General features: G+C 60.1%; 25 protein-coding genes. 23 read left to right on the top strand and 2 right to left on the bottom strand.

The window, feature by feature from the left end:
- Positions 1–95: 95 nt before the first annotated feature.
- A complete protein-coding gene (locus ACFSQT_RS09695) occupies positions 96–428 on the top strand; it encodes a TroA family protein (protein WP_378976520.1) in 333 nt (110 codons plus the stop codon).
- 227 nt (positions 429–655) lie between these two features.
- On the opposite strand, the gene ACFSQT_RS09690 is transcribed toward ACFSQT_RS09695, so the two are convergent.
- Complete coding sequence (locus tag ACFSQT_RS09690) at positions 656–907, bottom strand: DUF6074 family protein (RefSeq protein WP_378976522.1); 252 nt, start codon at positions 905–907, stop codon at positions 656–658.
- 849 nt (positions 908–1,756) lie between these two features.
- Here ACFSQT_RS09690 and queC point away from each other — a divergent pair.
- The 18 genes from queC (at position 1,757) to ACFSQT_RS09600 (ending at position 22,185) form a co-directional block, all read left to right on the top strand.
- Entirely contained in the window at positions 1,757–2,455 is a 699-nt protein-coding gene (queC, locus tag ACFSQT_RS09685; RefSeq protein WP_095090499.1) for a 7-cyano-7-deazaguanine synthase QueC, read from the top strand.
- On the top strand, positions 2,455–2,811 hold the full coding sequence (gene queD, locus ACFSQT_RS09680) for a 6-carboxytetrahydropterin synthase QueD (RefSeq protein WP_379018102.1): 357 nt from the start codon (positions 2,455–2,457) through the stop codon (positions 2,809–2,811). Before queC ends, queD begins: the two co-directional genes overlap by 1 nt.
- A complete protein-coding gene (gene queE / locus ACFSQT_RS09675) occupies positions 2,799–3,536 on the top strand; it encodes a 7-carboxy-7-deazaguanine synthase QueE (protein ID WP_378924048.1) in 738 nt (245 codons plus the stop codon). The genes queD and queE overlap by 13 nt, the downstream gene beginning before the upstream one ends.
- Positions 3,537–4,019: 483 nt before the next feature.
- Entirely contained in the window at positions 4,020–4,142 is a 123-nt protein-coding gene (locus tag ACFSQT_RS09670) for a hypothetical protein (protein WP_379018101.1), read from the top strand.
- A 494-nt stretch (positions 4,143–4,636) separates the two neighbouring features.
- Positions 4,637–6,130, top strand: a complete 1,494-nt coding sequence (locus ACFSQT_RS09665) for an efflux transporter outer membrane subunit (RefSeq protein WP_379018100.1) — start codon at positions 4,637–4,639, stop codon at positions 6,128–6,130.
- A gap of 267 nt (positions 6,131–6,397) precedes the next feature.
- On the top strand, positions 6,398–6,733 hold the full coding sequence (locus tag ACFSQT_RS09660; protein ID WP_379018099.1) for a hypothetical protein: 336 nt from the start codon (positions 6,398–6,400) through the stop codon (positions 6,731–6,733).
- A gap of 27 nt (positions 6,734–6,760) precedes the next feature.
- Positions 6,761–7,894: a M24 family metallopeptidase gene (locus ACFSQT_RS09655; RefSeq protein WP_379018098.1), complete on the top strand. Its 1,134-nt coding sequence runs from the start codon at positions 6,761–6,763 to the stop codon at positions 7,892–7,894.
- A 1,301-nt stretch (positions 7,895–9,195) separates the two neighbouring features.
- Positions 9,196–9,906, top strand: coding sequence for a DsbA family protein (locus tag ACFSQT_RS09650; protein WP_379018097.1), 711 nt, complete (start codon positions 9,196–9,198; stop codon positions 9,904–9,906).
- Between the two features lie 106 nt (positions 9,907–10,012).
- Entirely contained in the window at positions 10,013–11,194 is a 1,182-nt protein-coding gene (gene ubiM, locus ACFSQT_RS09645) for a 5-demethoxyubiquinol-8 5-hydroxylase UbiM (protein WP_379018096.1), read from the top strand.
- A gap of 1,111 nt (positions 11,195–12,305) precedes the next feature.
- Entirely contained in the window at positions 12,306–13,199 is an 894-nt protein-coding gene (gene nifH, locus ACFSQT_RS09640) for a nitrogenase iron protein (RefSeq protein WP_095090555.1), read from the top strand.
- Positions 13,200–13,300: 101 nt separating this feature from the next.
- Positions 13,301–14,803: a nitrogenase molybdenum-iron protein alpha chain gene (gene nifD / locus ACFSQT_RS09635; protein WP_379018095.1), complete on the top strand. Its 1,503-nt coding sequence runs from the start codon at positions 13,301–13,303 to the stop codon at positions 14,801–14,803.
- 132 nt (positions 14,804–14,935) lie between these two features.
- The gene (nifK, locus tag ACFSQT_RS09630; RefSeq protein WP_379018094.1) at positions 14,936–16,477 is read left to right on the top strand and encodes a nitrogenase molybdenum-iron protein subunit beta; all 1,542 of its coding nucleotides are present in this window, start codon (positions 14,936–14,938) and stop codon (positions 16,475–16,477) included.
- A 63-nt stretch (positions 16,478–16,540) separates the two neighbouring features.
- A complete protein-coding gene (nifE, locus tag ACFSQT_RS09625) occupies positions 16,541–18,031 on the top strand; it encodes a nitrogenase iron-molybdenum cofactor biosynthesis protein NifE (RefSeq protein WP_379018093.1) in 1,491 nt (496 codons plus the stop codon).
- A gap of 9 nt (positions 18,032–18,040) precedes the next feature.
- Positions 18,041–19,423, top strand: a complete 1,383-nt coding sequence (gene nifN, locus ACFSQT_RS09620; RefSeq protein WP_379018092.1) for a nitrogenase iron-molybdenum cofactor biosynthesis protein NifN — start codon at positions 18,041–18,043, stop codon at positions 19,421–19,423.
- Positions 19,389–19,886, top strand: a complete 498-nt coding sequence (gene nifX, locus ACFSQT_RS09615; protein WP_379018091.1) for a nitrogen fixation protein NifX — start codon at positions 19,389–19,391, stop codon at positions 19,884–19,886. The genes nifN and nifX overlap by 35 nt, the downstream gene beginning before the upstream one ends.
- 16 nt (positions 19,887–19,902) lie before the next feature.
- Positions 19,903–20,382: a NifX-associated nitrogen fixation protein gene (locus ACFSQT_RS09610; protein WP_379018090.1), complete on the top strand. Its 480-nt coding sequence runs from the start codon at positions 19,903–19,905 to the stop codon at positions 20,380–20,382.
- A 27-nt stretch (positions 20,383–20,409) separates the two neighbouring features.
- Positions 20,410–21,195, top strand: a complete 786-nt coding sequence (locus tag ACFSQT_RS09605) for a response regulator transcription factor (RefSeq protein ID WP_379018089.1) — start codon at positions 20,410–20,412, stop codon at positions 21,193–21,195.
- A 102-nt stretch (positions 21,196–21,297) separates the two neighbouring features.
- Positions 21,298–22,185, top strand: coding sequence for a universal stress protein (locus tag ACFSQT_RS09600; protein WP_379018088.1), 888 nt, complete (start codon positions 21,298–21,300; stop codon positions 22,183–22,185).
- A 442-nt stretch (positions 22,186–22,627) separates the two neighbouring features.
- Here the strand turns inward: ACFSQT_RS09600 and ACFSQT_RS09595 are convergent.
- A protein-coding gene (locus tag ACFSQT_RS09595; protein ID WP_417568608.1) for an IS630 family transposase occupies positions 22,628–23,574 on the bottom strand; the annotation gives its coding sequence in 2 pieces (ribosomal slippage) (positions 22,628–23,230 and positions 23,233–23,574; 945 coding nt in all).
- Between the two features lie 357 nt (positions 23,575–23,931).
- Between ACFSQT_RS09595 and ACFSQT_RS09590 the strand changes: the two genes are divergently transcribed.
- The 4 genes from ACFSQT_RS09590 to ACFSQT_RS09575 all read left to right on the top strand — a co-directional run bounded on the left by ACFSQT_RS09590 (position 23,932) and on the right by ACFSQT_RS09575 (position 25,392).
- Positions 23,932–24,393, top strand: coding sequence for a phasin family protein (locus ACFSQT_RS09590; RefSeq protein WP_379018087.1), 462 nt, complete (start codon positions 23,932–23,934; stop codon positions 24,391–24,393).
- A gap of 273 nt (positions 24,394–24,666) precedes the next feature.
- A complete protein-coding gene (locus ACFSQT_RS09585) occupies positions 24,667–24,870 on the top strand; it encodes a CCE_0567 family metalloprotein (protein WP_095205207.1) in 204 nt (67 codons plus the stop codon).
- Between the two features lie 35 nt (positions 24,871–24,905).
- Positions 24,906–25,166, top strand: a complete 261-nt coding sequence (gene fdxB / locus ACFSQT_RS09580) for a ferredoxin III, nif-specific (protein WP_379018086.1) — start codon at positions 24,906–24,908, stop codon at positions 25,164–25,166.
- A 34-nt stretch (positions 25,167–25,200) separates the two neighbouring features.
- Positions 25,201–25,392 carry an exopolysaccharide production repressor protein gene (locus ACFSQT_RS09575; RefSeq protein WP_379018085.1) on the top strand — a complete coding sequence of 64 codons (192 nt, stop codon included), beginning with the start codon at positions 25,201–25,203 and terminating at the stop codon, positions 25,390–25,392.
- Positions 25,393–25,642 lie beyond the last annotated feature (250 nt).

Here is a 25,642-nt window from a genome sequence, read left to right as displayed (position 1 = left end):
CGGAACCGGTTCGGCTTCCGTCGCAGCGGCACGTTGTGGAGAAAGACCGTGCCCCACATTCATGCCCAGACGGCTTTCCGCACAGGCGTCGTGCGGTGACGGCGGCGCTTGAGCCTCACCGGGTTGACCGTCTCCGCGGCCGGATCACCCGGCGTGGCGCGCTGGGACTTTTCGCTCTGCCCTTCACCGCAATGGCATCGCCATCGGCCGCGGCGAAACCACTGCGCATCGTCTGCCTGGATGACGGGTTGGCCGAGACCTTGCTCATGCTCGGTGTCAGCCCGATCGCCATTGCCGACCGTGACGTCTGGGAGACCTGGGTGGTCGAGCCATCGCTGCCCCCTGACGTCGTCGATGTCGGCACGCTGCTCGAGCCCAATCTCGAATTGCTGCAGGAGCTTGCGATTTGGGACGGGTCGCCCTTGTAGCCAAGGATCAGCAGCACCGCGTCTATGTGCTGGAGATCATGCGCCAGGTCCGCACCCTTGAACCGGATCATGCCTGATATCTCGGCACGCTTGGCGACAAGGGTGTTGATGGAGTGCTCGTATCGGGCGGAGCGGACAGTCGGCGCTACTCTTAGCATCCCGGATTTTATGGGAACCCACCCTTTAGGTCGCGCGGGAAGTTGGTGCGTTTGCTACATAAGACCGTTCTATTGGGCAAACTTCGCAGCATTCCGGGTCGCTATATCGCCTATGACGGCATGAAGAAGCGTTCGAACCTCTTGTTCGGCGAGCCTGGGTGCAATTCCCGATTCGGACAGTTGAACGAGAATTGTCGTGACGGTGCTGCGCCAGAACGCATTCGCATCCTTCCCGTTTTTGGATTCCAAGACCCTGGCGATCCCTTCGACCAATTTCCGCCGACGATGCAGCGGGAACACGCTTATGTTTGAATCACACATCGATCACCTCACCCCTTTCAGTTTGGCGAATAAGAATTGGCGCGTTGAAAAATTTGGTTAACAGCGCTTTCTTTTATGGGGGTGGCCCTGCAATAAATTGACCAGGGCTTGGTTGGGTGTCCCCGCGATGGATGCGGCGGCTTTCGCGAGTTCGACTTCCGTCCAGGAAGTCCATCAGTGATGATGAGCAGCAGGGAATAGGACAGGAAGCGCTATCGGCGAGCAGGCTCTTGGACTTGATCAGAACCCAGGTGAACCGCCATATTCCATCCTGGCTGCCGCGGTAAGCTGGGCCAGTCGGTGGACGAGGCCGATCCGGCCGAAATCGAGCCGTTCAATTTAATTTGTTGGGAGCGCCAGGTCGCGAGGAAATCTCCCAATTGCATCACGCGTCCCTGTTTTGTTGGAGAAGTCTATGAAGGTGCCGCTCATTGCCGAAAACGTCGGCAATCTGAGCTGCGCGATGATCTCGGAATCACGACCTTCGGCGGCGGTTTGCCGACCTTCAGACTTCAATAGATGGATCTCTTGGCCGCATTGAGGGCAAATTTTCACCAATAGAGTCGATGCTCTCGAACGCAAGCTGTAGGCGCTGAAAAGTCTCAATCGCCTCCTCAGATAAGGTGGCGGCCTTTGCCCTGCCAGTAGTCGCAGAGATGGCGCGAGGTCGGCCGTTTGATCAAAAAACGATCCGCGCCTTCTTGCAGGTTCAGCTCCGCCCGATGGCGCACAGCGACACGTCGGCGCATGCAACTCGTCGCCTCATTCACAAAATGGAATCCCTGGAGTACTGGGGACCCACATAAAACTCCGGTCGCAGCCTACCCGGTCAAAACAAGGAACCCAACGATGAAGACTCTCGTCATCTGCTCCGGCGGATTGGATTCCGTTTCGCTTGCTCACAAGGTGGCAGCGGAGCACCAACTCGCCAGCCTGCTATCTTTCGATTATGGCCAACGGCACAGGAAGGAATTGGGCTTCGCCGCCCTTTGCGCGGAGCGACTAAACGTGCTGCATCGGATCATCGATATCCGCGAAATCGGCCGCGGCCTTTCCGGCTCCGCCCTAACCGATAGTGTGGACGTGCCGGACGGGCACTACGCCGAAGACAGGATGAAGGTCACGGTGGTGCCGAACCGGAACGCCATCATGTTAGCTACCGCCTTTGGATTCGCGGCCGCGCAGGGGGCCGAAGCGGTGGCGACGGCCGTGCATGGAGGGGATCATTTCATCTATCCAGACTGCCGTCCGGCCTTCATTGATGCCTTCCAGATGATGCAAGACCGCGCCCTCGACGGCTACGCGAACATTCGCCTTCATGCGCCTTACGTGAATCTCACCAAGGCGGACATCGTTGAGGATGGAGCACGATACGGCACGCAATTTGCGGAGACCTGGTCTTGCTACAAGGGCGGTGAGCGTCACTGCGGGCGGTGCGGGACCTGCGTCGAGCGACGCGAAGCGTTCCATCTCGCGCAGCACCCTGACCCTACCAACTACGAGGATGCCGACTTCTGGCTCGAGGCGCTGCATAGGAGGAACGTGTAATGTTCCGCATCACCAAGGAATTCCACTTCTCAGCCTCGCATCAGCTGACCTCCTTGGCTCCCGACCACCAGTGCGCGCGCCTGCACGGACATAATTACATCGTCGAAGTAGAGCTTTCGGCGAAGGAACTGAACGAGCACGGGTTCGTACGCGACTATCACGATTTGGCATCGCTCAAACGCTATATCGACCAGAGTTTCGACCACCGACATCTCAACGATGCGCTGGGACATGAGCAAGTCACGGCGGAATACCTGGCAAGACATTTTTATGAATGGTGCAAGGCACGCCTGCCGGAGACTTCGGCCGTGCGGGTGAGCGAAACACCGAAAACATGGGCGGAATGGCGGCCATGACGCATCCCGCAATCCGCGTCAGTGAGATTTTCGGGCCGACGATCCAGGGCGAAGGCGTGCTCATCGGTTTGCCTACGGTCTTCGTCAGAACCGGCGGGTGTGACTATCGCTGTTCCTGGTGCGACAGCCTGCATGCGGTGGACAATCAATACCGCCATGAATGGGAAATGATGTCCGTTGACGCGGTCTGGCAAAGCGTGGTTGGGCTTTCCGGTGGCCGCCCGGTTATGGTGTCGCTGTCGGGCGGCAATCCGGCCATCCAGCCGCTCGGTGCGCTTATCGAACGGGGCCACCGGGAAGGATACCGTTTTGCGCTGGAAACCCAAGGTTCGGTGGTCAGGGACTGGTTTGCCGAGCTTGACGTACTGGTTCTGAGCCCAAAGCCGCCGTCAAGCGAAATGACGACCGATTGGGCCGCTATCGAGGCATGCGTCCAGGCGGCAAACGAGAAGCCGCAAGTCGTGCTCAAGCTCGTTGTGTTCGACGAAAGCGACTACGCCTACGCGAAGGACGCCGCCGCGAGATTTCCACGATTGCCGATCTATCTGCAACCCGGCAATCACACGCCGCCGCGCCCCGGAAATGCAGACTCCGCTGTCGACCTTGACGGAATAACGAAACGCATGGAGTGGTTGGTTGAAAGCGTGACCCGCGACAGGTGGTTCGAAGCCCGCGTGCTGCCGCAGTTGCACGTTATGCTCTGGGGTAACAAGAGAGGCGTCTAGCCTGCCCGCCTTTCACTGGAACTGCGCCTGCGGGTCTTAGGTTCGCGTTGGCCCACATTTGACGGCGCTGTTGTTTCTGGTATCAGCGCCAAGGGCTGACCACGCCGCAACGATGACCTTTCCCCGATTCGGATTGCTGGCGATATCGACGAGTGTCGGCCTTGTTGGTCGGTAAGCGCTCACCCGATTCCGTCCTGCCCAGCCTGGGCTGATCATGCGAAGAAGCCTCCGCTTTGGAGGGAGGTGTCTGCATGGAGACCGACGGCAAAATGGACGTCCATTTGGACCCTGTTCAGCCGCGGCCGAGCGAAGGCGTCTAACAGTGGAAGCCCACCACAGGGGCGCTCAAGGCTTGCGGCTGCGCCTCGGACGTATTGAGGCTGACGCGGCAGCGGTGCCCATTTGCTTTGAGGCTCCTTAAGGATTGCGGCTGTTGAGGGTTGTGTGCGTCAAGTTCTGCAAAAAAAGGGGGCGGACGTGGCAATGTTCAACGTCACCGAACGCCACCATGCTCATGACCGCAAGCATGAACGCAGCGCCGCCGTCGAAAACATTCTGCTATCGAACCTGGAAAGACTGCATGTTGGTTGGCGCCCGATGGCGTGAGCGCCGCAATTGTCTCGCCATCCGCAATTGACAGAACTCGAGACGGCCCTGCGCCCCACCAAAAGGTTGACGCAACACAATTATTTGAACGTGTGCGATCCGTCGACGCCTCCTGCAGCTGGCGCGCTTCTTGCGGGCTTTCATCGCACGGCCCCAGGAAGTGCCCTGTCGACGATACCGAGTTTGAAATTGCTCGACGAAAACCAAAGAAGGAGGTGGCATGAGACAGGTCGCGCCCGCCGGAGGAAGGACCAATTGCCGAGCTGATGATGGTCACAGGACCGTCACATCTTCTGTCTTCCAGCGGCATTATTTTGATTGGAAGAACCCAATAAGGAAAGACAAAACCCACCATGTGATTATCACCTGTCAGGGTGGGCGAGATCGCAGTGTGCCGCTGTTCGGGTGCGGCGCAACTTTTCAATGGCAAGGCGGCCAGACAGGAACACGGGCAAGACGCCAGCGACAGTCAATGAGCAATAAGGGCTTTTTATATGCAAGGTTTCGAACGCGGCTCGATTGCCGCGGGGCGGCTCATCGTGCCTATTTCCACCGTTGTCCTGCTGGCGGGATGTATCGTCGGCCCGGATTATCGGACGCCAATTTTGCCCACGCCGGCACACTGGAGCGGCCAAAACCCAACAAAGACCGCCTTACCGGCTCAATTGTCGAAATGGTGGCAGCGGCTGCGCGACCCCGAGCTGAACGCGCTTGTCGAGGAAGCGGTTGCCGGCAATCTCGAGGTCGCCTCCGCCAGAGCCAAGATACGCGAGGCTCACGCGAGTTATCGCCAGAGCGCAGCGACCTTGTTCCCGTCCGCCGACGGCTCCCTATCGGCCAACCGCGGCACGACTGCCGCGATCACGTCGGGATCTGGCGGCGATTCCTCTGGCGCGTTCCGGTCCGGTTTCGACGCCACATGGGAGCTGGATCTGTTCGGCGCCAACCACCGGAGCGTCGAGGCGGCCCGCTATGGACTGGACGCCGCCGAGGAAGAACTACGCTCCAGGCTGCTGACCCTGATCGGCGATGTCGCCGCCAACTACGCTCAGGCGCGCGGCTATCAGGCGCGCATTCAACTCGCGCGCCGCTCAGTCGCCTCCCAAGAGCAGACCGTCGCCATCACCCGCACAAGGGCCAAGGCCGGCCTGGTGACAGCGGCCGACGTGGCAAAAGCCAAGGCACAGGCAAGCAGCACGGAGGCCGAGGTGCCGACGCTGGAGGCTAGCTATGCGGAGACGGTGCACCGTCTTGCCGTGGTCACCGGACGGTCGCCGGACGCGCTGAACGACAGGCTGAAGCGCGGCGCGCCCATCCCGGCACCACACCTGCCGGTGCCGACCGGCATTCCCGCCGACATCCTGCTCGCCCGCCCCGACATACGCATGGCGGAGCGGCAATATGCTCAGTACACCGCCAGGATCGGCCAGGCCGAGGCAGCGCGCTATCCAAGCGTCAGCCTGACTGGAAATATCGACACGTCGGCCCTCGAGCTTGGCGACCTCGGCAAGAACTCCACCATCGGCTTCTCTTTTGGGCCGAAGCTCAGCGTGCCGCTGTTCAACGCCGGAAAGATGCAGGCCGCCGTCGACGCCGCCAAGGCCGAGCGCGACCAACATTTCATCGCCTACAAGGCATCCGTGCTGACGGCGCTCCAAGATGTGGAAAACGCCAGCGTCTCGCTGACACAGGAGCGCATCAGGAACGGCAAGCTTTCCTCGTCGGCGAAATCGGCCCGCGATGCCGCACGCCAGGTGCGGATACTCTACCAATCCGGTGCGGCGAGCCTGCTCGACGTGCTGGACGCGGAGCGCTCGCTCGATACGGCCGAGGACACTCTCCTGCAAAGTCGCGTCTCGATCGCCATCGACTACATCGCGCTCAACAAGGCGCTCGGCGGCGGCTGGGACGGGGCCATCGACAGCGCCAAGCCGGAGGGCGTCGACGCCAAAACCAGGCCACAGCCGGCGTCGAAGGTAACCCAATGACAAACGCGCAAGCCGAACTTCACATGTTCCGTTTCGCAGGGTCTCAAGGCAATGAGATCTTCCCACATCGTCGACCTTGCATCGGATTCGGTCCGGCGCTTCTACGAAAAGCGCATCGACGCGCCGGCCGTCCTGGATCCTGCGATCGACCTTCCAACGCGGTCGCAGTCACCGCCGCCCCGGCAATTATCCGCGACGACGCGGTTTCGGTGCAGCTCAGCAGGTGGCGCGCTTCCACCACATCATGCCGCAAAAGGGAACGTTTCCATGTCCGCCAGCTGCTGTTCACGTCCGGTTGTGCACTATGATGAAGACGGGATCGCAGCGGCGTTCGACCGTTACCCGGAGCAGACCGTGCCGCCGGTTGACTTGTTCGGCAAGGCGGGACGTCAACAGCTGGCCAGCCTCCGCGTCTCTGACATGGATCGCCTCAAGATCGACAGGGACTGGCGTTCATCGGCGACAGCCGCAGGTCGTAACCGCGCCAACTGTGCTCACTTCACTCCGTTCGTGACTGTGCAACGACTTAGTGCCTCGGCTTTTTCGAAATGTGCTGCCGCGAGTTCGATGAATTTCGATGTCGTGTTCGGCGGGGCCGATTAACCTGGAACAACAAGGAGACGGCTTGTCATGGAGACAGGAATACTGGACGAATACGAACTGCGGCTTAATAAAATAAGACGCTTGATCGAGCACAAGGAGCTGGATGCTGCGCTGATAACCTCTACAGACAGCATCTTTTATCTGACCGGCTTCCGCTATCAGCCATTCGAGCGCCCGTTTTTCCTCGTCGTACGCCCCGAGGGCGATCTCGTCTTTGTGACACCGCGGCTGGAGGCCGAGAACGTCGCGGCGATCCCGCTGCAGCATCGCATCTTGGAATACACCGAGTACCCGGCGCCCAAAGGCGAAACATTTCTCGACGCGCTTGCCCAGGTGATCGGGGAGCATGATGTGATCGCAGTGGAGCCGTCCATGCCTGCCGAACTCATGCAAGCACTCGAGCACTTTTTCCCGATGGTGGAGCCACTGGTGGAGCGCTTGCGACTGGTCAAGTCGCCCTACGAGATCAGTCGGATCGAACGGGCCGCGCGCTTTTGTGACCTCGGCCTGCGGATGGTGATGGATGCAGCGCGTATCGGCACCTCCATCCAAGGCGGGTATGACCGCATCCCGGAGCTTCGCAATGCCATCGTCGAGGGCGAGGGAAAATTCGACCAGCACACCAGCTCGATCTGGCTCGGTGTCTGGGCTGCACCCTTCAGCGCCCAGCCGCATCGCTTTCCCGAACCGACGGACATATTCGGCGAAGGTCCCAATGTCGGCTTGTCGTTTCTTCGGGTGAACGGCTATTCGGCGGAGACCGAGCGCACCTTCTTCCTGCACCGCACCTCGGGCGATCAAGCCGCGGTCTTCGCGACGATGCTCGCCGCCCGCAACATCGCCTATGACATGCTTCGGCCCGGTGTCAGCGGCCACGAAGTCGATCATAAGGTCAAGTCGTTCCTGCGTTCTGAAGGATTCGGCGGAAATCTACTGCACCGGACCGGTCACGGTATCGGCATGGCCGGACACGAAGGACCGTGGCTTGCCGAGGGGAGCGACGACATCCTGCAGGAGAACATGTTGATCAGTGTCGAACCGGGCATCTACTGGCACGGCCAAGGTGGCTACCGCCATTCCGATACCGTTCTGATCACTGCGGACGGCTATCGGAAGCTGACCGATTTCCCATCTGACCTGGACTCGATGACTCTTGTCTGAGCGGACCCGTTGTCAGCCGGACGGCGACAAATGTCACCTGATGGGTTCGCTGCAGCACGACACTGGGCGCAGCGTGGTTATGTTCAACTTGTCAACGGGCAAGCCGCCAACCCCATCCACAGTATTGCTGATGCTCGCCTTGCCCCAACCGTCAAGGCATTGAACGGCGGCGAGGTTTGAGACTTGTAGCCATCGGGCGATGCGTCTGAGGTCAAGGCCGCACCCGGTCGATCGCAGGATCGCCTCGCTGTTCATTCCGAAGTCCGCACCGGCACCGACTGCGCATCCGACGTAGCCGTCCGGGCGGTGTGGCCAGTGCAACGATTGCGCGGCAGGTGCGCACTTGGGCTATGTCGTAACGCGGTGGTCGAACCCGCCACCTGCTCAGCACCCGACCATAGGGTGGCTGCAGAGACAATCGGTGCTAACCGCGGCGTTTGATATTCGATCACCCGGTATGATCAGACCGCCGGGCTACGGGCCCGGGGCATAGCCGTACCACGATATCGACCACGCCGATCGCAGCCCCTAAGGCAAAGACGTCGCGTCGACGGCCTTCCAGCCGCTCCGCGAAGTTCAATTCCCGCAGTCGGCCTTTCGGTGCAGGGCACGCGCCAGCGGCGAGTGCACAAATGTGCCCAGGATCGGTATGAGAGATCCCGCGCGTTTCGCGCGGCCGCTAGTCGGCACGAAGCTTGCAGCGTCGTTGGTGTGGCGTTCGACCGGAACGCCGTGATGGGAGAAGCCCCCAAAGGGAGGAACCCACCTCGATCCGCGCAGGGAGACAACTATCTTGAATCCTGCCAATTCGCAGCCCGCGTGCCGCGTCCCGCAAGCCTTGCTACGCCCGGCTTTACGCGCAGGTGCTTGCCGCCATCGCCCTTGGCGTCACCCTTGTTTGCTTCTATCCGCAGGTCGGCGAGAGCATGAAGTTGCTGGACGATGCCTTCGTCAAGTTCGTCAAGTTCGTCAAGTTCGTCAAGATGGTCATCGCGCCTGTCACCTTTCTGACAATTCGGCCGGCATCGCCGCTATGAACGATCTCCAGAAGGTCGGCCGGCGTGGCGAACGGCACTTGCGTCTGGCCAGCTCGCGCGAACGCTTTCTAGATATTGGGGTCGGCTCGTTGGCACGAAGTCGTCATGGACGCACCGCCAGATGGCACCGGCTCGATGGCTACGGGTTCCAGTAGCTTCCCGTGCTGCGCGACCCGCTCGGCAACCGATCCAAAGCGATGACCGCTTTGCGCCAAAAGGCCAGCCGTTGCTGCCCGACCGTTCACCGCTGATTGGAGCCGCCTCATGTTTAAGCAAAGTACCACCCTCGTCGCCGCGATCGCTATTCTGGTCGCGCTGCTTCTTTCGGCGCTGGCGGCGCTAAAGCAATATCCAGATGACCTGAGCCTGCTGGGAGACCATCGCCAGCTCGCAGCGGAGCTGCGCATCCTCATTCTCAAGCGGCGCGACGCACTCCTCAACGACCTCGCTTCGCCAATCGCCGGCAATCGCGAAGCCGATGTCGCTCTGGTCTCTTTCTTCGACTACAACTGTCTGCCTTGCCGGGCGGCAGGCCTCAATATCCAGCAAGCCATCAGGGACGATGCCAATGTGAAGCTTGTGTTCAAGGAGTTCCCGATCCTGGGATCGAATTCCGAATTCGCCGCGGTGGCGGCGCTCGCCTCCCGCCAACAGCGAAAATATGAGGCGTTCCACCTCGCCCTTATGAATTTTCCCGGCGTGGTCAACAAAAGAACCACCTTGACCATCGCAGGCCGTGTGGGCCTAGACGTTGAGCAGCTCAAGCGGGACATGGAGGATCCGGCGATCGCAGACGCCATCGCGCGCAATCGCGCGCTCGCCAGCGGTCTGCATATCACCGGCACGCCGGCGTTGGTGGTCGGCGACGAAGTGATCCCCGGGGTGGTCGACCTTGTCAGACTGCAACGCGCCATTGCAGATACGCGCGCGACGGCCAAGGCTCAGCCTACCACATCCGCAGACTTGGCATTTTGACCAAATGGCTGGGGCGGGCATTGGAAAAGCAGCTCAATCGAGCCGCGCTTGCGGCTCTCCCCAGGCAGCATCTCGCCGGGACGGCCGACGCGATGGCGGCATGCTGATGGCTGGCTCCCACGAGACATTTGACATCGTTGTCATCGGAGCCGGGCCGGTCGGACTTTCCTTCGCCGCATCGCTTGCCCGGAGCCAACTCAAGGTGGCCGTCGTCGAACAGCAGCCCCTGGAAAGGCTGGCCAATCCGGCTTTCGACGGTCGCGAGATCGCGCTGACCAACGCTTCGATTGCAATCCTTCGCGAGCTCGGCGCCTGGGATGCCATCCCCGCTTCGGCCAAATCACCCCTTCAAGGCGCGCGGGTGCTCAATGGTTCGAGCCCCTTCACGCTGCGCTTCGATTCGCCCAGCCGATCTCGCGAGCCGCTCGGGATTCTGGTGCCAAATTGTCGGATCCGCGACGCCCTGTTCAAGATCATTCGCTTGCAGGATCATGCCCAGCTGCTGTGCGGCCACGCGGTCGTCCATGCAACAAACAGCCACGAAGGTGCGGTCATAACGCTCTCTGACGGCAGGCAATTGGCCGCTCGGCTTCTCGTTGCCGCGGATTCGCGTTTGTCCGCCACGCGCGACCTGCTCGGCATCGGCGCCGATATCAACCAGCTCGGCAAATCGATGCTGATTTGCCGGGTGAGGCACGAGCGCCTCCATCACCAGATCGCAGTCGAATGGTTCGATCACCATCAGACGATAGCGATGTTGCCGCTCACCCAAGGCGTGTCGTCGCTGCTTCTCACCTTGCCCTCAAACCAGGCCGACAAACTGATTGCTTTCGACGACGATTTGTTCCTGAAGGAATTGACGGACCGGTGTCGAGGGCGCCTCGGAAAAATGAGCCTGGCAAGCACCCGCCACAGCTATGCGCTGGTCACGACGTGGGCGCACAAGTTCTGCGCTCCAAGCGCCGCACTTGTTGGCGATGCCGCAATCGGCATGCACCCGGTGACCGCGCATGGCTTCAACATCGGCATCAGCGGGCAGAAGCAACTCTCAAATGGAATCCTGACGGCATGTCGCGACCGTCGCGACATTGGTGATCCCGATTTGCTTCACAAATACGAAAGCTGCCTGCGCCTATCGGCGGCACCGCTCTATCATGCCACGAATATCCTTATCGGACTATACTCAGGCGAGCACCCAGCGGCACGGGTTGCAAGACATGTCGGGCTTCGCTTTGCCCAATATCTCCCCTTCGTCCGCCATGGCATTTCCGCCATGCTCACGCGGTAAGATCACACCGAAATTCGTAAAGCGTTCGCAACTGCCGGTGATGGCTGCCAGTGAGCGCTCATTTTTGGGCAGACCCTTGGTACCCCCGTTCGCGGTTACGAGGGTCGTTTCGCTGGCCAAACCACGACCAAGAAGGGATGAAGGCTCGACAGTCCCGTTCTGCCGGATAAACGGCGGAAATCTCTGACAATCCTGACCACAGACAAGTAGCGTCGTCACTTATGGAGTTGGCCCGGCTCGTTCTCGTCTATAGCGTGCCCGCCGCAATCGTTGCGGTTGCGCTTTCACAACAAATCTATTTCCCAATGGCGGCAGCGGAGGCGGCGGAAGTCTATCCGCCATCGGTCAGATCGTCGCGACTGTCGGCACCGTATTGGCGGTAGGCGTAGCCATTTCCATTTTCGAACCCGCCGCTGGTAACCTATCGCGGTCAAGATCTGTGAAACCGGTACGGCAGCGTTTTCCTCTTGGCGCCCACATAATTTGAGGGTTCAGGCCGCTCATCGAGATCGGCGCGCCAAGGATGGCGGCTACCCGTTATAGGCGAGGATGTGGTTTTGATGTTGATAGCTGGCAAGTGAGCAGACGACATAGCTCCATCCAGTCCTCGCCGAAGGCATGCTCGCCCTTCTGTCGCCGCACCGGCACGACGTCGGGCATGCCCGTTGGACATCGTAAAATTAACAGAGGGCTGACGAATTTGTACGATGAAGCGTGCATATACAGGATGGCCCCAATCCGCTTATCGCCGCTACCGTTCCCCGCCTCCTCGCCCTGGCCACAGCGTCAGATTGCTCACCTCGCTGCTGCCTGAATTCGCGACCCATTGTCATCAATATGCCCGACGCGCGACGATTTACGATCTCGTCTCTTTTTACGCCATCTGCCACCTTCTGTCGCTTTTGTCGGGTCCACGACACAGGCGTGTTTGGCCAATATGTTGTTTTGTCCTTAGGCTAAATAGCTGAAAAGATAACACGAAATTCTTCTTCGACCCTATCAGGCAAGTTGGCACGAGTCTTGAAACCTTGAGTACGAGGCGGCGAGAGCTGCCGACCGGCATTCATGTCGCGGGCAGCCGCGATGGGTGAAAAGAAGGAAGGAACGCTACATGTCAGGTCTGCGTCAGATCGCATTCTACGGCAAAGGGGGGATCGGCAAATCCACCACCTCCCAGAATACACTCGCCGCACTTGTCGACCTCGGGCAGAAGATCCTTATCGTCGGCTGTGACCCCAAAGCCGACTCCACCCGCCTGATCCTGAACGCAAAGGCGCAGGATACGGTCCTACATCTCGCGGCGCAGGAAGGCTCGGTGGAAGACCTCGAACTCGAGGATGTGCTCAAGGTCGGCTACAAAGGCATCAAGTGCGTGGAGTCCGGCGGCCCCGAGCCGGGTGTCGGCTGTGCCGGCCGCGGCGTCATCACCTCGATCAACTTCCTTGAGGAGAACGGCGCCTATGACGGTATGGACTATGTATCCTACGACGTGCTCGGCGATGTCGTGTGCGGCGGCTTCGCGATGCCGATCCGCGAGAACAAGGCGCAGGAAATCTACATCGTCATGTCCGGCGAGATGATGGCGCTTTATGCCGCCAACAACATCGCCAAGGGCATCCTGAAATATGCCCATTCGGGCGGCGTGCGGCTCGGCGGCCTGATCTGCAACGAACGCCAAACCGACCGCGAGCTCGACCTTGCCGAAGCACTGGCCGCCAGGCTCAATTCCAAGCTCATCCATTTTGTGCCGCGCGACAACATCGTTCAGCACGCTGAGCTCAGGAAGATGTCAGTCATCCAGTATGCGCCGAACTCCAAGCAGGCGGGGGAATACCGCGCGCTGGCCGAGAAGATTCATGGCAATTCCGGCCAGGGCACCGTCCCGACCCCGATCACCATGGAGGAGCTCGAGGACATGCTGCTCGACTTCGGCATCATGAAGACCGACGAGCAGATGCTTGCCGAGCTTCAGGCCAAGGAAACCGTCAAGGCGGTCGCCCAATAACCGCTCCTGCCGCCGCGAGGCGCGGACCTGGAGCTGGCGCGCCTTTTCAAAGAACGGCGCCTCCTCAATGAGGCGTCACCCGAACCATTAAAAGGGATCCCATGAGCCTGGAATACGAGAATGACGGCGCTCTCCATGCGAAGCTTGTCGAGGAGGTGCTGTCGCAATATCCCGACAAGGCGGCCAAGCGCCGCAAAAAGCACCTTAGCGTTGCTAAGAGCGGAGAAGAGGCTGGCGAGGAAGGCGAGGTCGTCTCCGAATGCGACGTCAAGTCGAACATCAAGTCCATTCCGGGCGTGATGACGGTTCGCGGCTGCGCCTATGCCGGCTCTAAAGGCGTGGTGTGGGGTCCAGTCAAGGATATGGTCCATATCTCGCACGGACCGGTCGGCTGCGGGCAATACTCCTGGTCGCAGCGCCGCAACTACTATGTCGGTACGACGGGCATCGACACGTTCGGGACAATGCAGTTCACCTCCGACTTCCAGGAGAAGGACATTGTTTTCGGCGGCGACAAGAAGCTGGAACAGATCATCGACGAGATCGAGGAACTGTTTCCCCTCAACAACGGCATGACCGTGCAATCGGAATGCCCGATCGGCCTGATTGGCGACGACACCGAAGCTGTGTCCCGAAACAAGGCCAAGCAGCTCGAAAAGACGATCGTGCCGGTACGCTGCGAGGGCTTCCGCGGCGTCTCGCAATCGCTTGGCCACCACATCGCCAACGATTCGATCCGCGATTGGGTCTTCGAGAAGAAGGAAGTCGAATTCGAAGCCGGTCCTTATGACGTCAACGTCATCGGCGACTACAATATCGGTGGCGACGCCTGGGCCTCTCGCATCCTGCTTGAGGAGATAGGGCTGCGCGTGGTCGGCAACTGGTCGGGCGATGCTACGCTCGCCGAAATCGAGCGCGCGCCGAAGGCCAAGCTCAATCTCATCCATTGCTACCGGTCGATGAACTATATCTGCCGGCACATGGAGGAAAAATACGGCATCCCCTGGATGGAATACAATTTCTTCGGCCCCTCTCAGATCGAATCCTCTCTGCGCAAGATAGCCAAGCATTTTGGGCCTGAAATCGAGGAGAAGGCCGAGAAGGTCATCGCCAAGTACAGGCCGCTTGTCGATGCGGTCATTGCCAAGTACCGGCCGCGCCTCGAAGGCAATACCGTCATGCTCTATGTCGGCGGCCTGCGACCCCGTCACGTCATCACGGCCTACGAAGATCTCGGCATGGTGATCGTCGGCACGGGCTATGAGTTCGCCCACAATGACGACTATCAGCGCACCAGCCATTACGTGAAGAACGGCACGCTGATCTATGACGACGTGACCGGTTACGAGTTGGAGAAGTTCATCGAGGGGGTTCGGCCTAATCTGGTCGGCTCGGGCATCAAGGAAAAGTACCCGGTGCAGAAGATGGGCATACCGTTCCGGCAAATGCACTCCTGGGATTATTCAGGACCATATCACGGCTATGACGGCTTTGCCATTTTCGCCCGCGACGTGGATCTTGCCATCAACAACCCGGTCTGGGACCTATTCCAGGCTCCCTGGAAAAAGAGCCCGAGCCGTGGGCAAGCGTTGGCTGCCGAATAACCACCTGTACTCAGCTTAATCTCCCCAAGGGAGACGATGAACGCCTGCGCCCGCGATCCGCGGGAGACCTGAAACGCTCGACGTCCCTGAGCCGCCATATGGCGAGGCCAGATGAAAAAGAGGTAACCACCAATGCCGCAGTCGGCTGAAAAAATTCTCGACCACGCTCCTCTGTTCCGCGAGCCGGAATATAGGCAGATGCTCGCCGAGAAGAAGCTGAATTTCGAATGTCCGCACCCCGATCAGATCGTCACCGATCAATGTGAATTCACCAAGACCTGGGAATACCGCGAAAGGAATCTCGCCCGCGAAGCGCTTGTGGTGAACCCCGCCAAGGCCTGCCAGCCGCTCGGCGCGGTGTTCGCGGCCGCGGGCTTCGAGCGAACGATGTCCTTCGTCCATGGCAGCCAGGGCTGCGTGGCCTACTATCGCTCGCACCTGTCGCGCCATTTCAAGGAGCCTGCTTCGGCGGTTTCCTCCTCGATGACTGAAGATGCGGCGGTTTTCGGCGGCCTGAAGAACATGGTCGATGGGCTAGCCAACACCTACCAACTCTATGACCCGAAGATGATCGCCGTCTCCACGACCTGTATGGCCGAGGTCATTGGCGACGACCTGCACAGCTTCATCGAGAATGCCAAGGACGAAAACTCCGTCCCGCGCGATTTCGACGTGCCCTTTGCCCACACGCCGGCTTTCGTCGGCAGCCATGTCGATGGCTATGACGGCATGGTCAAGGGCATTCTGGAGCACTTCTGGAAAGGACAGGAACGCAGTCAAGTCAAGGGAACCATCAACATAATCCCGGGCTTTGACGGCTTCTGCGTCGGCAACAACCGTGAACTCAAGCGCCTGCTCGATCTGATGGGCGTGTCCTACACCTTCATCCAGGACGCCTCTGACCAGTTCGACACGCCGTCGGACGGCGAATACCGCATGTACGACGGCGGCACGAAGATTGAAGACGTGAAGAAGGCACTTAACGCCGAGGCGACAGTTTCACTACAGCGTTACAACACCCGAAAAACGCTTGAGTATTGCGAGGAAGTCGGGCAGGCGACGGCCCCGTTCCATTATCCGCTCGGCGTCCAGGCGACCGATGAATTGCTGATGAAGGTCTCGGCGATTTCCGGCAAGGAGATCCCCGAGACAATCCGCCTGGAGCGCGGCCGACTGATTGATGCCATGGCGGACAGCCAGTCCTGGCTGCACGGCAAGAAATACGCGATCTACGGCGATCCGGACTTCGTCTACGCCATGGCCCGCTTTGTCATGGAAACCGGCGGCGAGCCGACACATTGCCTCGCCACCAACGGCACATCGGCATGGCAAGCCGAGTTGAAGGAACTGCTTGCTTCCTCACCGTACGGCAAGGATGCTCAAGTGTGGGCAGGCAAGGACCTGTGGGCGATGCGCTCACTGCTCTTCACCGAGCCGGTGGACCTGCTGATAGGCAATTCCCACGGCAAGTATCTGGAGCGCGATACAGGCACGCCGCTGATCCGGCTGACGTTTCCGATCTTCGACCGGCACCATCACCATCGCTTTGCACTCATGGGCTACCAGGGCGGGCTACGCGTGCTGACGGCGATCCTCGACAAGATCTTCGACAAGCTCGATCGCGAGACGAGCCAGACGGGCGTGACGGACTATTCCTATGATCTCACCCGCTGAGCGCTACGACCGGCTTTTCGTCGAAGCCGGCCACCTTCCACGGGCCTTTTGGAGACCGATCAAATGTCCTCGCTCAGCGCCAAGATTCAGGATGTCTTCAACGAGCCCGCCTGCGATAAGAACCGTGGCAAGGATGCCAAGGCGCGCAAACAGGGCTGCGCAAAGCCGCTGACGCCGGGAGCGGCAGCCGGCGGCTGCGCCTTCGATGGCGCCAAGATCGTGCTGCAGCCGATCACCGACGTTGCGCACCTGGTCCATGGGCCGCTCGCATGCGAGGGCAATTCCTGGGACAACCGCGGCTCGGCTTCGTCCGGGCCAACGCTGTGGCGCACTAGCTTCACCACCGATCTCGCCGCACTCGACATCGTGATGGGGCAGGGCGAGCGTAAACTTTTCAAAGCGATCCGCCAGATCAAGCAGGCACATGCGCCGCCAGCAATCTTCGTCTACTCGACTTGCGTAACGGCGCTGATCGGCGACGACATCGAGGCCGTCTGCAAGCGCGCGGGGGAAAAATTCGGCTTGGCCGTGGTGCCGGTCAATGCGCCGGGCCTGGCCGGGTCGAAGAACCTCGGCAACAAGCTCGCCGGCGAGGCTTTGCTCGAACACGTCATCGGCACCGTGGAACCCGACGACGCGGGGCCCCACGACATCAACATCCTTGGCGAATTCAACCTATCGGGTGAGTTCTGGCTGGTGAAGCCGCTGCTTGATCGGCTTGGCATCCGGGTGCGCGCCTGCATTCCGGGGGACGCGCGATACATCGACGTTGCGTCGGCTCACCGCGCCCGGGCGGCTATGGTGGTGTGCTCGACCGCACTTATCAACCTAGCCCGCAAGATGGAGGAGCGCTGGGACATCCCGTTCTTCGAGGGCTCCTTCTACGGCATCACCGATACCTCCGAAGCACTTCGCAACATTGCTGAACTGCTGGTGAGGAAAGGCGCCGATCGACAGATCCTCGATCGCACAGAGACGCTGATTGCACAGGAGGAGGCGATTGCGTGGAAGAAGCTCGAGGCTTTCCGGCCGCGGCTGCAAGGCAAGCGCGTGTTGCTCAACACAGGTGGTGTCAAGTCATGGTCAGTCGTCCACGCGCTGACGGAGATCGGCATCGAGATCGTCGGCACTTCGGTAAAAAAATCCACGCTCGAAGACAAGGAGCGCATCAAACAGATCCTCAAGGACGACAACCACATGTTCGAGCAGATGCCAGCGCGCGACCTTTACGCCATGCTCTCAGAACAGAAGGCCGATATCATGCTTTCGGGCGGGCGCACGCAATTCATTGCGCTCAAGGCCAAGACGCCCTGGCTCGATATCAACCAGGAGCGCCAGCATCCTTATGCCGGCTATGACGGCATGGTGGAACTCGTACGCCAGATCGATCTCGCCATTCATAACCCGATATGGCACCAGGTGCGCGAACCGGCCCCGTGGGATTGCCAGGCTGATGTGAAGGACGAACTGCAAGGTACCGAGAGCGAGGCCGCGACCTTGCACGCTGCCGAAGAATTCGCCGGCCCGACGGCCGGCGATTTCGGCGAGTTTTGAGGAAAGCCGATGTCCCGCATCCTTTCCCAGACCAAATCAGCCACGGTCAATCCGCTGAAGTCGTCACAGCCGCTCGGTGCCGCCTTGGCCTTTCTTGGGGTCGAAGGCGCGATGCCGCTGTTCCACGGCAGCCAGGGCTGCACCAGCTTCGCGCTCGTGCTCTTGGTACGGCATTTCAAGGAAGCCATTCCGCTGCAGACCACCGCGATGGACGAGGTGACGACGATCCTCGGCGGGGCGGATAATCTTGAAGAGGCGATCCTCAACATCAAGGCTCGCACGAAGCCGAAGCTGATCGGGGTCTGCACGACGGCGCTGGTCGAAACCCGTGGCGAAGATACAGCAGGAGACGTCGCCGACATCAGGCTGAAACGCGCGCAAGACCTCCCAGGCACCGAGATCGTGCTGGCCAATACGCCGGATTTCGAAGGCGCAATCGAGGAGGGCTGGGCCAAGGCAGTCAGCGCGATGATCGAACGGCTTACACGCCCTGGCGAGCAGGTGCGGCAGTCAAAGAAGATCGCGATCCTCCCCGGCTGGAACCTCACCGTGGCTGACATCGAGCATTTGCGTGACATGATTGAAAACTTCGGACTCGAGCCGGTGATCCTGCCGGACGTCTCCGGCTCGCTCGACGGCACCGTGCCTGAGCGCTGGGTCGCGACCACCTATGGCGGCACCAGCGTGGAGGGTATCCGCGAACTTGGCACGGCCCAGTACTGCATCGCCATCGGCGAGCACATGCGTCGCTCGGCGGAGGTGCTGCGGAAGGTGACGGGCGTCCCTTACGTGCTGTTTCAGTCGCTGACCGGATTGAAGAGCACCGACCGGTTCGCGTCGCTCTTGTCCGCGATCTCGGGTGAGCCTGTGCCGGCAGGTGTGCGCCGCCGCCGGGCACAATTGCAGGATGCGTTGCTCGACGGACATTTCCATTTCGGAGGCAAGAAAATTGCGATCGCAGCTGAACCAGACCAACTCTACCAACTCGCAACTTTCTTCATCGGAATGGGCTGCGAAATCGCCGCGGCGGTCACCACGACCGATATGTCGAAAATTCTGGAAAAAGTACCGGCGCAGTCGGTTCAGATCGGTGATCTCGGCGATTTGGAAACTCTTGGCGCCAATGCCGATCTCCTCGTCACCCATTCGCACGGACGCCAGGCGGCAGAGCGCCTCGGCATCCCGCTCATGCGCGTCGGCTTCCCCGTCTTCGACCGGCTCGGCAGCCAGCACAAGCCCACAATCCTCTATCAGGGCACCCGCGACCTGGTTTTCGAGGTTGCCAACATTTTCCAGGCTAATCGGCAGGCGCCGACGCGTGAGGAACTCTATCCACTCGGTAAGCGAGAAACGCCAGATGGGCCCCGTCCGCCGCCTCTCACTCGTCCCTGACGAAGTCCACGGTCCCGTGCGTGAACGACCAGCAGGCGCATTGCGCGTGGCAATCGCTACGCAAGACATGAAGGATCTCAATGCGCATTTCGGGTCCGCCAGGCGCTTTGCCATCTACGACGTGACGCGCGAGGAATGGAGCCTCGTGGAAGCCGTGGCCTTCGACGACGTTTCCGACCAGAGCGGGAAGCATCAGGCCGAGGGCGATGGTCGTATCACGCCGAAGGTGGAGGCCTTGAAGGGATGTCATCTCCTGTTTTGCCTGGCGATCGGCGGGCCTTCGGCAGCGAAGCTTGTTTCGGCGAAAATCCATCCGATCAAGGTGCCTCAGCCGGAAAGCATTCAGGAGGTGCTGTTGCGCACGCAGGTGATGCTCAGGACGTGTCCTCCCCCCTGGCTGCGGAAGGTGCTGGCGGAGGCAGGCGCCACCAACAAGAAGCCGTCCTTCGAGGACGAGGACTGAGATGAGGAGAAGCGAAATGTCTGATGCCGCAGTTGGCCCTGCGATCGCCGACGACGAGGCGGCCCTTGCCACCCCATTCGTCAAATGCCTTGTGCGGCTGATCCGTGCGCAGGATTCCTACGGGTCCTGGGAAGGCAAACCGGATGCCGAGTTGCTGGGAGACTTTATCCTCACCAAGGAACAGCGCCGTGCGATCCCAATCGTCGGCGATCCGGATCCGGACGTGCTGTGGAGGCTCGATAAGTTCTACGCCGCCGTCGGGCTTGCGATCGAGGAGCGGTCCGGGCTGATGGCATCTCCGGTGATGGAGATGAGTCATGAAGGCTTTGGGCGCGTCATTTTCACGGCCGGGCGGCTGGTCGTTCTGTCGAAGACCCTGCGCGACGTCCACCGGTTCGGCTTCGAGACGCTGTGGAAGCTCGCAGCGGCCGGCACGAAACTGGCCGGCGATGCGATCGCAACCATCGAGGCCTATCCCGAGGTGGCACGGGCGTGAGGAAACCGGTTGTCGAGCAGGGGGTTCATGTCGGGACTTGAGCAGCCGCGATGGCCAGCCCATGCAGCCGAAGCGGTCCAGGCCGATGCGGTTGTTGGGGTAGCGCTGATGAAGCCACTCGTCCTGATCTGTTCGCAAGATGCCGAGTTCTATCTGTTCCTCAGCCACATATTGGAGGTGGATGGCTTTACCAGTGAGCCGGCAGGCGGCGCGAAGGAAGCACTTGCAAGGGCCGACGAACGGGAATTCCAGGCCGTGGTGCTGGACTGCGGGCCAGCGAGCATAACCGGGTCCGCAATCTGCGCCCGGCTCAAGCGGGAGCCTCGGACCGGCAGTCTGCCCATTATTGCCTTGATTGCCCCCGGGGCCGAAAACCAGCACCTCGATCTCCTGAAGGCAGGCATTGACGAGAGCTTTGTGCGGCCGATCGCCCCAGCCAAGCTGCTCGACTGTCTACGCGCGAAGCTGGCGTTGACGAAGCGGGGTTCGAACGGGTTTGAAAACGGCGGCTGGCTCTCCTGTGGCAAGCTTGAGATGAAGCTCGACGCCCACCGGGTTCGTGGCAATGGCCACGAGATCCATCTCGGGCCGATCGAGTTCAACCTGCTGCGGCTTTTGCTTGAGGCACCAGGCAAGGTCTTCACTCGGGACGAACTGATCGGCGCGGCCTGGCCGGCCAACATCCATGTCGGTGTACGCACCGTCGATGTCCATATGAGCCGGCTCAGAAAGGCGCTGAAGGAGGCCTCGCCTGGCATCGCCATCCGTACCGTCAGATCGGCCGGCTACTCACTCGAGGAGCTGGACGGCTGAATGGATAACTGCTGCTGCCATTCCCCCATCTCCATCGTGCCTAGGGCAAGTTTCGCGGCTTTGAAACGCGCCTAAAGGACATGTTCAGAAAGAAGCAGTCAAATGGCTTTCAGAAGCGTACTCAATGTGACGGGGTCAGACCATGGCGATCAGGACGTCAGAATAGCTGCCACCTTGTGTGCCGAAGTTGGGGCGTATCTTTCGGTTCTGGTGATGTCGCCTCCGCCGCTCGTTATGGCGTCTCCGCTGCTCGGTGATGGCATCCCCGAGTGGCCTGGACAACGCGCACAGGCTATCGCCAGACTGGAAAAACGGTATAGGCAGATCGAGAGATTCTCACAGGACATGGCCACACTGGAAAAAACAGCCAGGGAAATTCAGACGCTGCTAAGAGCAATGTGGCTTTGCTTTGACGTCGATACCGACTACTGCGATCAGGCCAGCGTCGGTGACGCGGTGCGACAGCGGGCGCTCTGCGCCGACCTCACGATCGTCGGACCCGCACTTCTCAACGATGATCATCTTGGACCTTCTGTCGTCAACGGCAGCTTGTTCGATACGGGAAAGCCGGTGCTTGTTGTGCCGAAGGGCGCTGAGGCGACACTGTCGCCACGGCGCGTGGTGGTCTGCTGGGATTCGCGAGCAGAGGCGTCCCGCGCGGTTAGGGAAGCGCTGGATATCTTGTCCCGGGCTGAGGAAGTTCGTGTCACACTCGTCGATCCGGAGCCAACCTGCAACGCAAACGGCGCGGAGCCCGGAGCCGACATTGCAGCCTATCTCACCCGGCACGGTGCTCGGGTGGCGGTCGACCGGCTGCCGAGCGCCGGCAAACCTGCGACCGCGGTGCTTGCGCAGCACGCAATCGACACGTCTGCCGACATGATCGTCATGGGCGCTTACGGAAGCCGCCGGCTGCGCGAGCGGCTCTTTGGCGGCGTCACGAGATGGATCGTTGGGAAGCCGGCCTTGCCGCTGTTTCTGGCTCGCTGACCGGGTTCGGACTGCTCATCGGGACCGTTCCTTGTGCGCCTGATGCCGCAGGTCCGTTTGAAGAAGCCAGTGAGGCTTTTTGGCCGGGAGGAGCAGTGTGAAGCGGCATGGCCGGGCAACGTGAGTGTGCTGCAATTCGCGAGGCTTGGTGCGCACACGTTCGCCGCGACTTTCTCCGAGGTGTCATCAGGGCAGGCCACCAGGGAGATCAACTCCATGTCGGCGGCTCGGAGATGCGTTGAAACCAGCCTTGCGCCTTGCCGTCTTTACATCAGGACATTCGCTCTAAGCCGAACTGAATGTGCGGGATACTTCCCTTCTCTGGTGCTGAGGCTGGCCAAAGGTTTGTCTGCAACTGGGCGTATCGCTCTCTCCGTAATAAACACGCGACCATTAACATGATACATCAAATGGATTTAGAGCAGTTTCTGGATAATCACGGTTAGGCATCGTAGCCGGCGTGGGCGAACAGGTTTTCGCATTCTTTGGGGTGGAAACGATCGATGGCGACGGCCACGGCGTCCCATAATTCCGGGATGGACCGGGCTGCTGCCTTTCGCAGTAAAGCCTTCAGCTTGGCGAAGGCCATCTCAATGGGGTTAAAGTCCGGGGAGTAGGGCGGAAGATAGCGAAGGGAAGCCCCCGCAGCCTCGATGATTTCGCGGACACCGACCACTTTATGAGCAGGCAGGTTGTCCATCACGACGACATCGTCGGGTTGAAGCGTCGGCACGAGGACGCGGCGCAAGTAGACCAGGAATGCTTCGCCATCCATGGCGCCGTCCAGGAGCCAGGGCGCGACGATCCCGTCGAGGCGCAGGCCGGCCGTGAAGGTCGTGGATTTCCAGTGCCCATGAGGAACAGCCGCCCGGCAACGCTGTCCACGCGCAGAGCGGCCTCGTAGCCGGGCCATCTTGGTATTGAGGCCACTTTCGTCGATGAAGATCAGGCGGCTCGGATCGAGATCGAGTTGGCCTTCGAACCACTCTTCCCGGGCTGCCAAAACATCCGGTCGCTGCTGTTCGGCCGCGTGCGCTGTCTTTTTTTGTACGTGATGCCACGCTTTGCGAAGAACGCATGGACCGTCGTCAGGCTGGCTTTGACCCCGCGCTCTGCCGCAAGGCGATCGACGATCTCGGCAAGCGTGATGTCCCGCTCATCGGTCTCGACCAAGGCGAGAATGAAAGTCTCGTGCGCGTCCAGCTTCGATACCTTCGGCTTGCCCTGCCGCCCAGGTTCCAGATTGCCGCTCGAACGCCAGGCCCGATACCATGCACCAGACGTCGATATCCCGATGGCAAACCGCCGTGCCGCTTCTCGGGTCGACAGGCCTGCCTCTATCGCCTCGATAACACGCGTCCGCAAATCCAGGCTGTAAGCTCGTGCCATGCCGCTGCTCCTTCCGCAAATCACTTCGATCAGGGAATCAGAACAAGCCGTTCACTGCAAACAAACGACTCCGATTAAGGGAAAACCGCTCTAGCTAGAGTATTAAAGAACGATTAAAGTATTGCGTCGATAATTTAACAAAACAATTCAGCATATCGCTTGTCTTCTGTGATATGGTGCAAATGCATCGCGTGCGTAAGACTGATTTTTGGGGCTGCCTCATCGCGTGAGACGAAAAAATCAACAGTGCGCGGACATACGAAAGGTCGGCTCCCGCCAGTTCAGTTGAATGGAGCACTTGGGGCTAAGCAAAGAGCTTGGCCACGGGGGCAATGGTCGGGCGGAAGGAAAAGCGAAATGGCCAGGATCGACGACAAAGCTGACGAAAAGAATCGAACTGCCTGCGTCCTCGCAATGAACCTCAAAACCTCGGGTCATCTCGATGCAGCAGCCGAAGAAAAGAGCGGGCAGTCGACAGGAGCTCTTGTCGAATTTGCGTCGGATGCAGAGGACGCCGGCAGAATGCTCAGAACCATATTCCAAAGCGCAGGAGCCGTCGGCAACGAACTGTCGCTGGAGACGGTCGCTCTATTGCGGACCAATACCGAGACCGCCTTCTCGCATCTGCAGGCGTTGGGTGGCGCGAAGGCTCCGTCGGAGGCTATCGAGCTGCAGTCGAACTTCTTGCGCCAGAGTGCGGAGATGTGTGTGGAGCAGGCCAGGCAGTTCCAAGCGCTCACCATCATGGCGGCAGCGGACCTCGCCAGGCCGATCAACGACGGCTTGGAGAAAGCTTTGACTGATTTCGAGGCGACGTGATGCTGGCGACACTCAAAGGTCACCTTCTTCGACTCCGTAGCGCCGGCTCTGATGGCGCCGCCGATGATGGAGATGAGCCGTGGATGCAATCGGGCGCATGTTTCTTGATGGTCGGCGGTTGGCCGTTCGGTTGAAACCCTTCGCCAGGTGCCCGTTGGTCCGCCATGTCGAGGCCTCGGAGCGCGCCGGAGGCCGGCACGAAACTGGTCCTATGCGACTGCTGCCGTCCCCGCCCGGCCTTAGGGCGATGAGTGATTTTCGAGGAATGGGATCATGTCAGGGTTTGATGAGCTGCAGAGAAAAGTCCGCAAACTGCAATCGCGCGCGGGAAATGCGAAGATGGAATTGCACGACCTTGCTGAAGACCTCCCGGTAAACTGGACCGAGATCAAGGCGGTCGCCGAAAAAACGTTCGACGTGTTTGCCGAGTTGGATGCTGCCAAGAGAGATCTCGCCGTGTTTGAGAGTTCACGATGAGCGGCACTTTCGTCACTCGCGATGGTTCCTAGTGGATGACGCAGTATCTGACCGCTATCGACGGCACGACCTGCATCGGCTGCGGCCGCTGTTTCAAGGTCTGCTCGCGCGAGCACCTTTACGGCGTCGAAGATGCCGGTGAAATCCTCGGCGCCCGCAACGGTGAGGACGATGACTTCGATGGCGAGCTCAATCGCATGATCATAGTGGTCGACCATGCCGGCCGCTGCATTGGCTGCGGAGCCTGCGTTCGCGTCTGCCCGAAGAAATGTCAGACCCATGTCGCGGCCGACTAGGTTGCGGCATGACATGACGAGACAAACGAGGAGAATGGCGTTGCCTTTTAGAACCTTTTTTCGTGTGCTGGTGCTGGTTCTCTGCAGCAACGCTGTGACTGTCTACCTCGCCTCGCATTCTGTCCGACTGGCAATCGTCACGACGCTGGCCTGCTCGCTGCTGCTTCAGATGGTCTATTTTGCAAGCGTGCTCTTTCTGGTCTGGCGATCCAGCCGCGCTTTGTAGAGCGGGTGAATGAAAGGGCTGAGCATTTCGACAGGGGAGGAAGTTGGAAACCAGCCGTCAGACCATGACGAGATGAGGGATGACCCTTCGAATGTGCGTCAGCTCGTTTTCGATGGGGGGCACATCGCTGCTCTGTGGCGCAGTGACAAGGTCAGACGTCAATCTCACGCCACTTTGGGTCAACTAGGGATGTTAAGCTGGTCGTTCAAAATAGGTGCGCTTGAAATGGCAGATGTGACCGCATCCTGGG

Origin of the sequence: Mesorhizobium calcicola (genome assembly GCF_042682105.1) — a bacterium.
Taxonomy (GTDB): domain Bacteria; phylum Pseudomonadota; class Alphaproteobacteria; order Rhizobiales; family Rhizobiaceae; genus Mesorhizobium; species Mesorhizobium calcicola.
The sequence above is the reverse complement of the archived record's forward strand: the minus strand, read 5'-3'. Positions and strand labels throughout refer to the sequence as shown.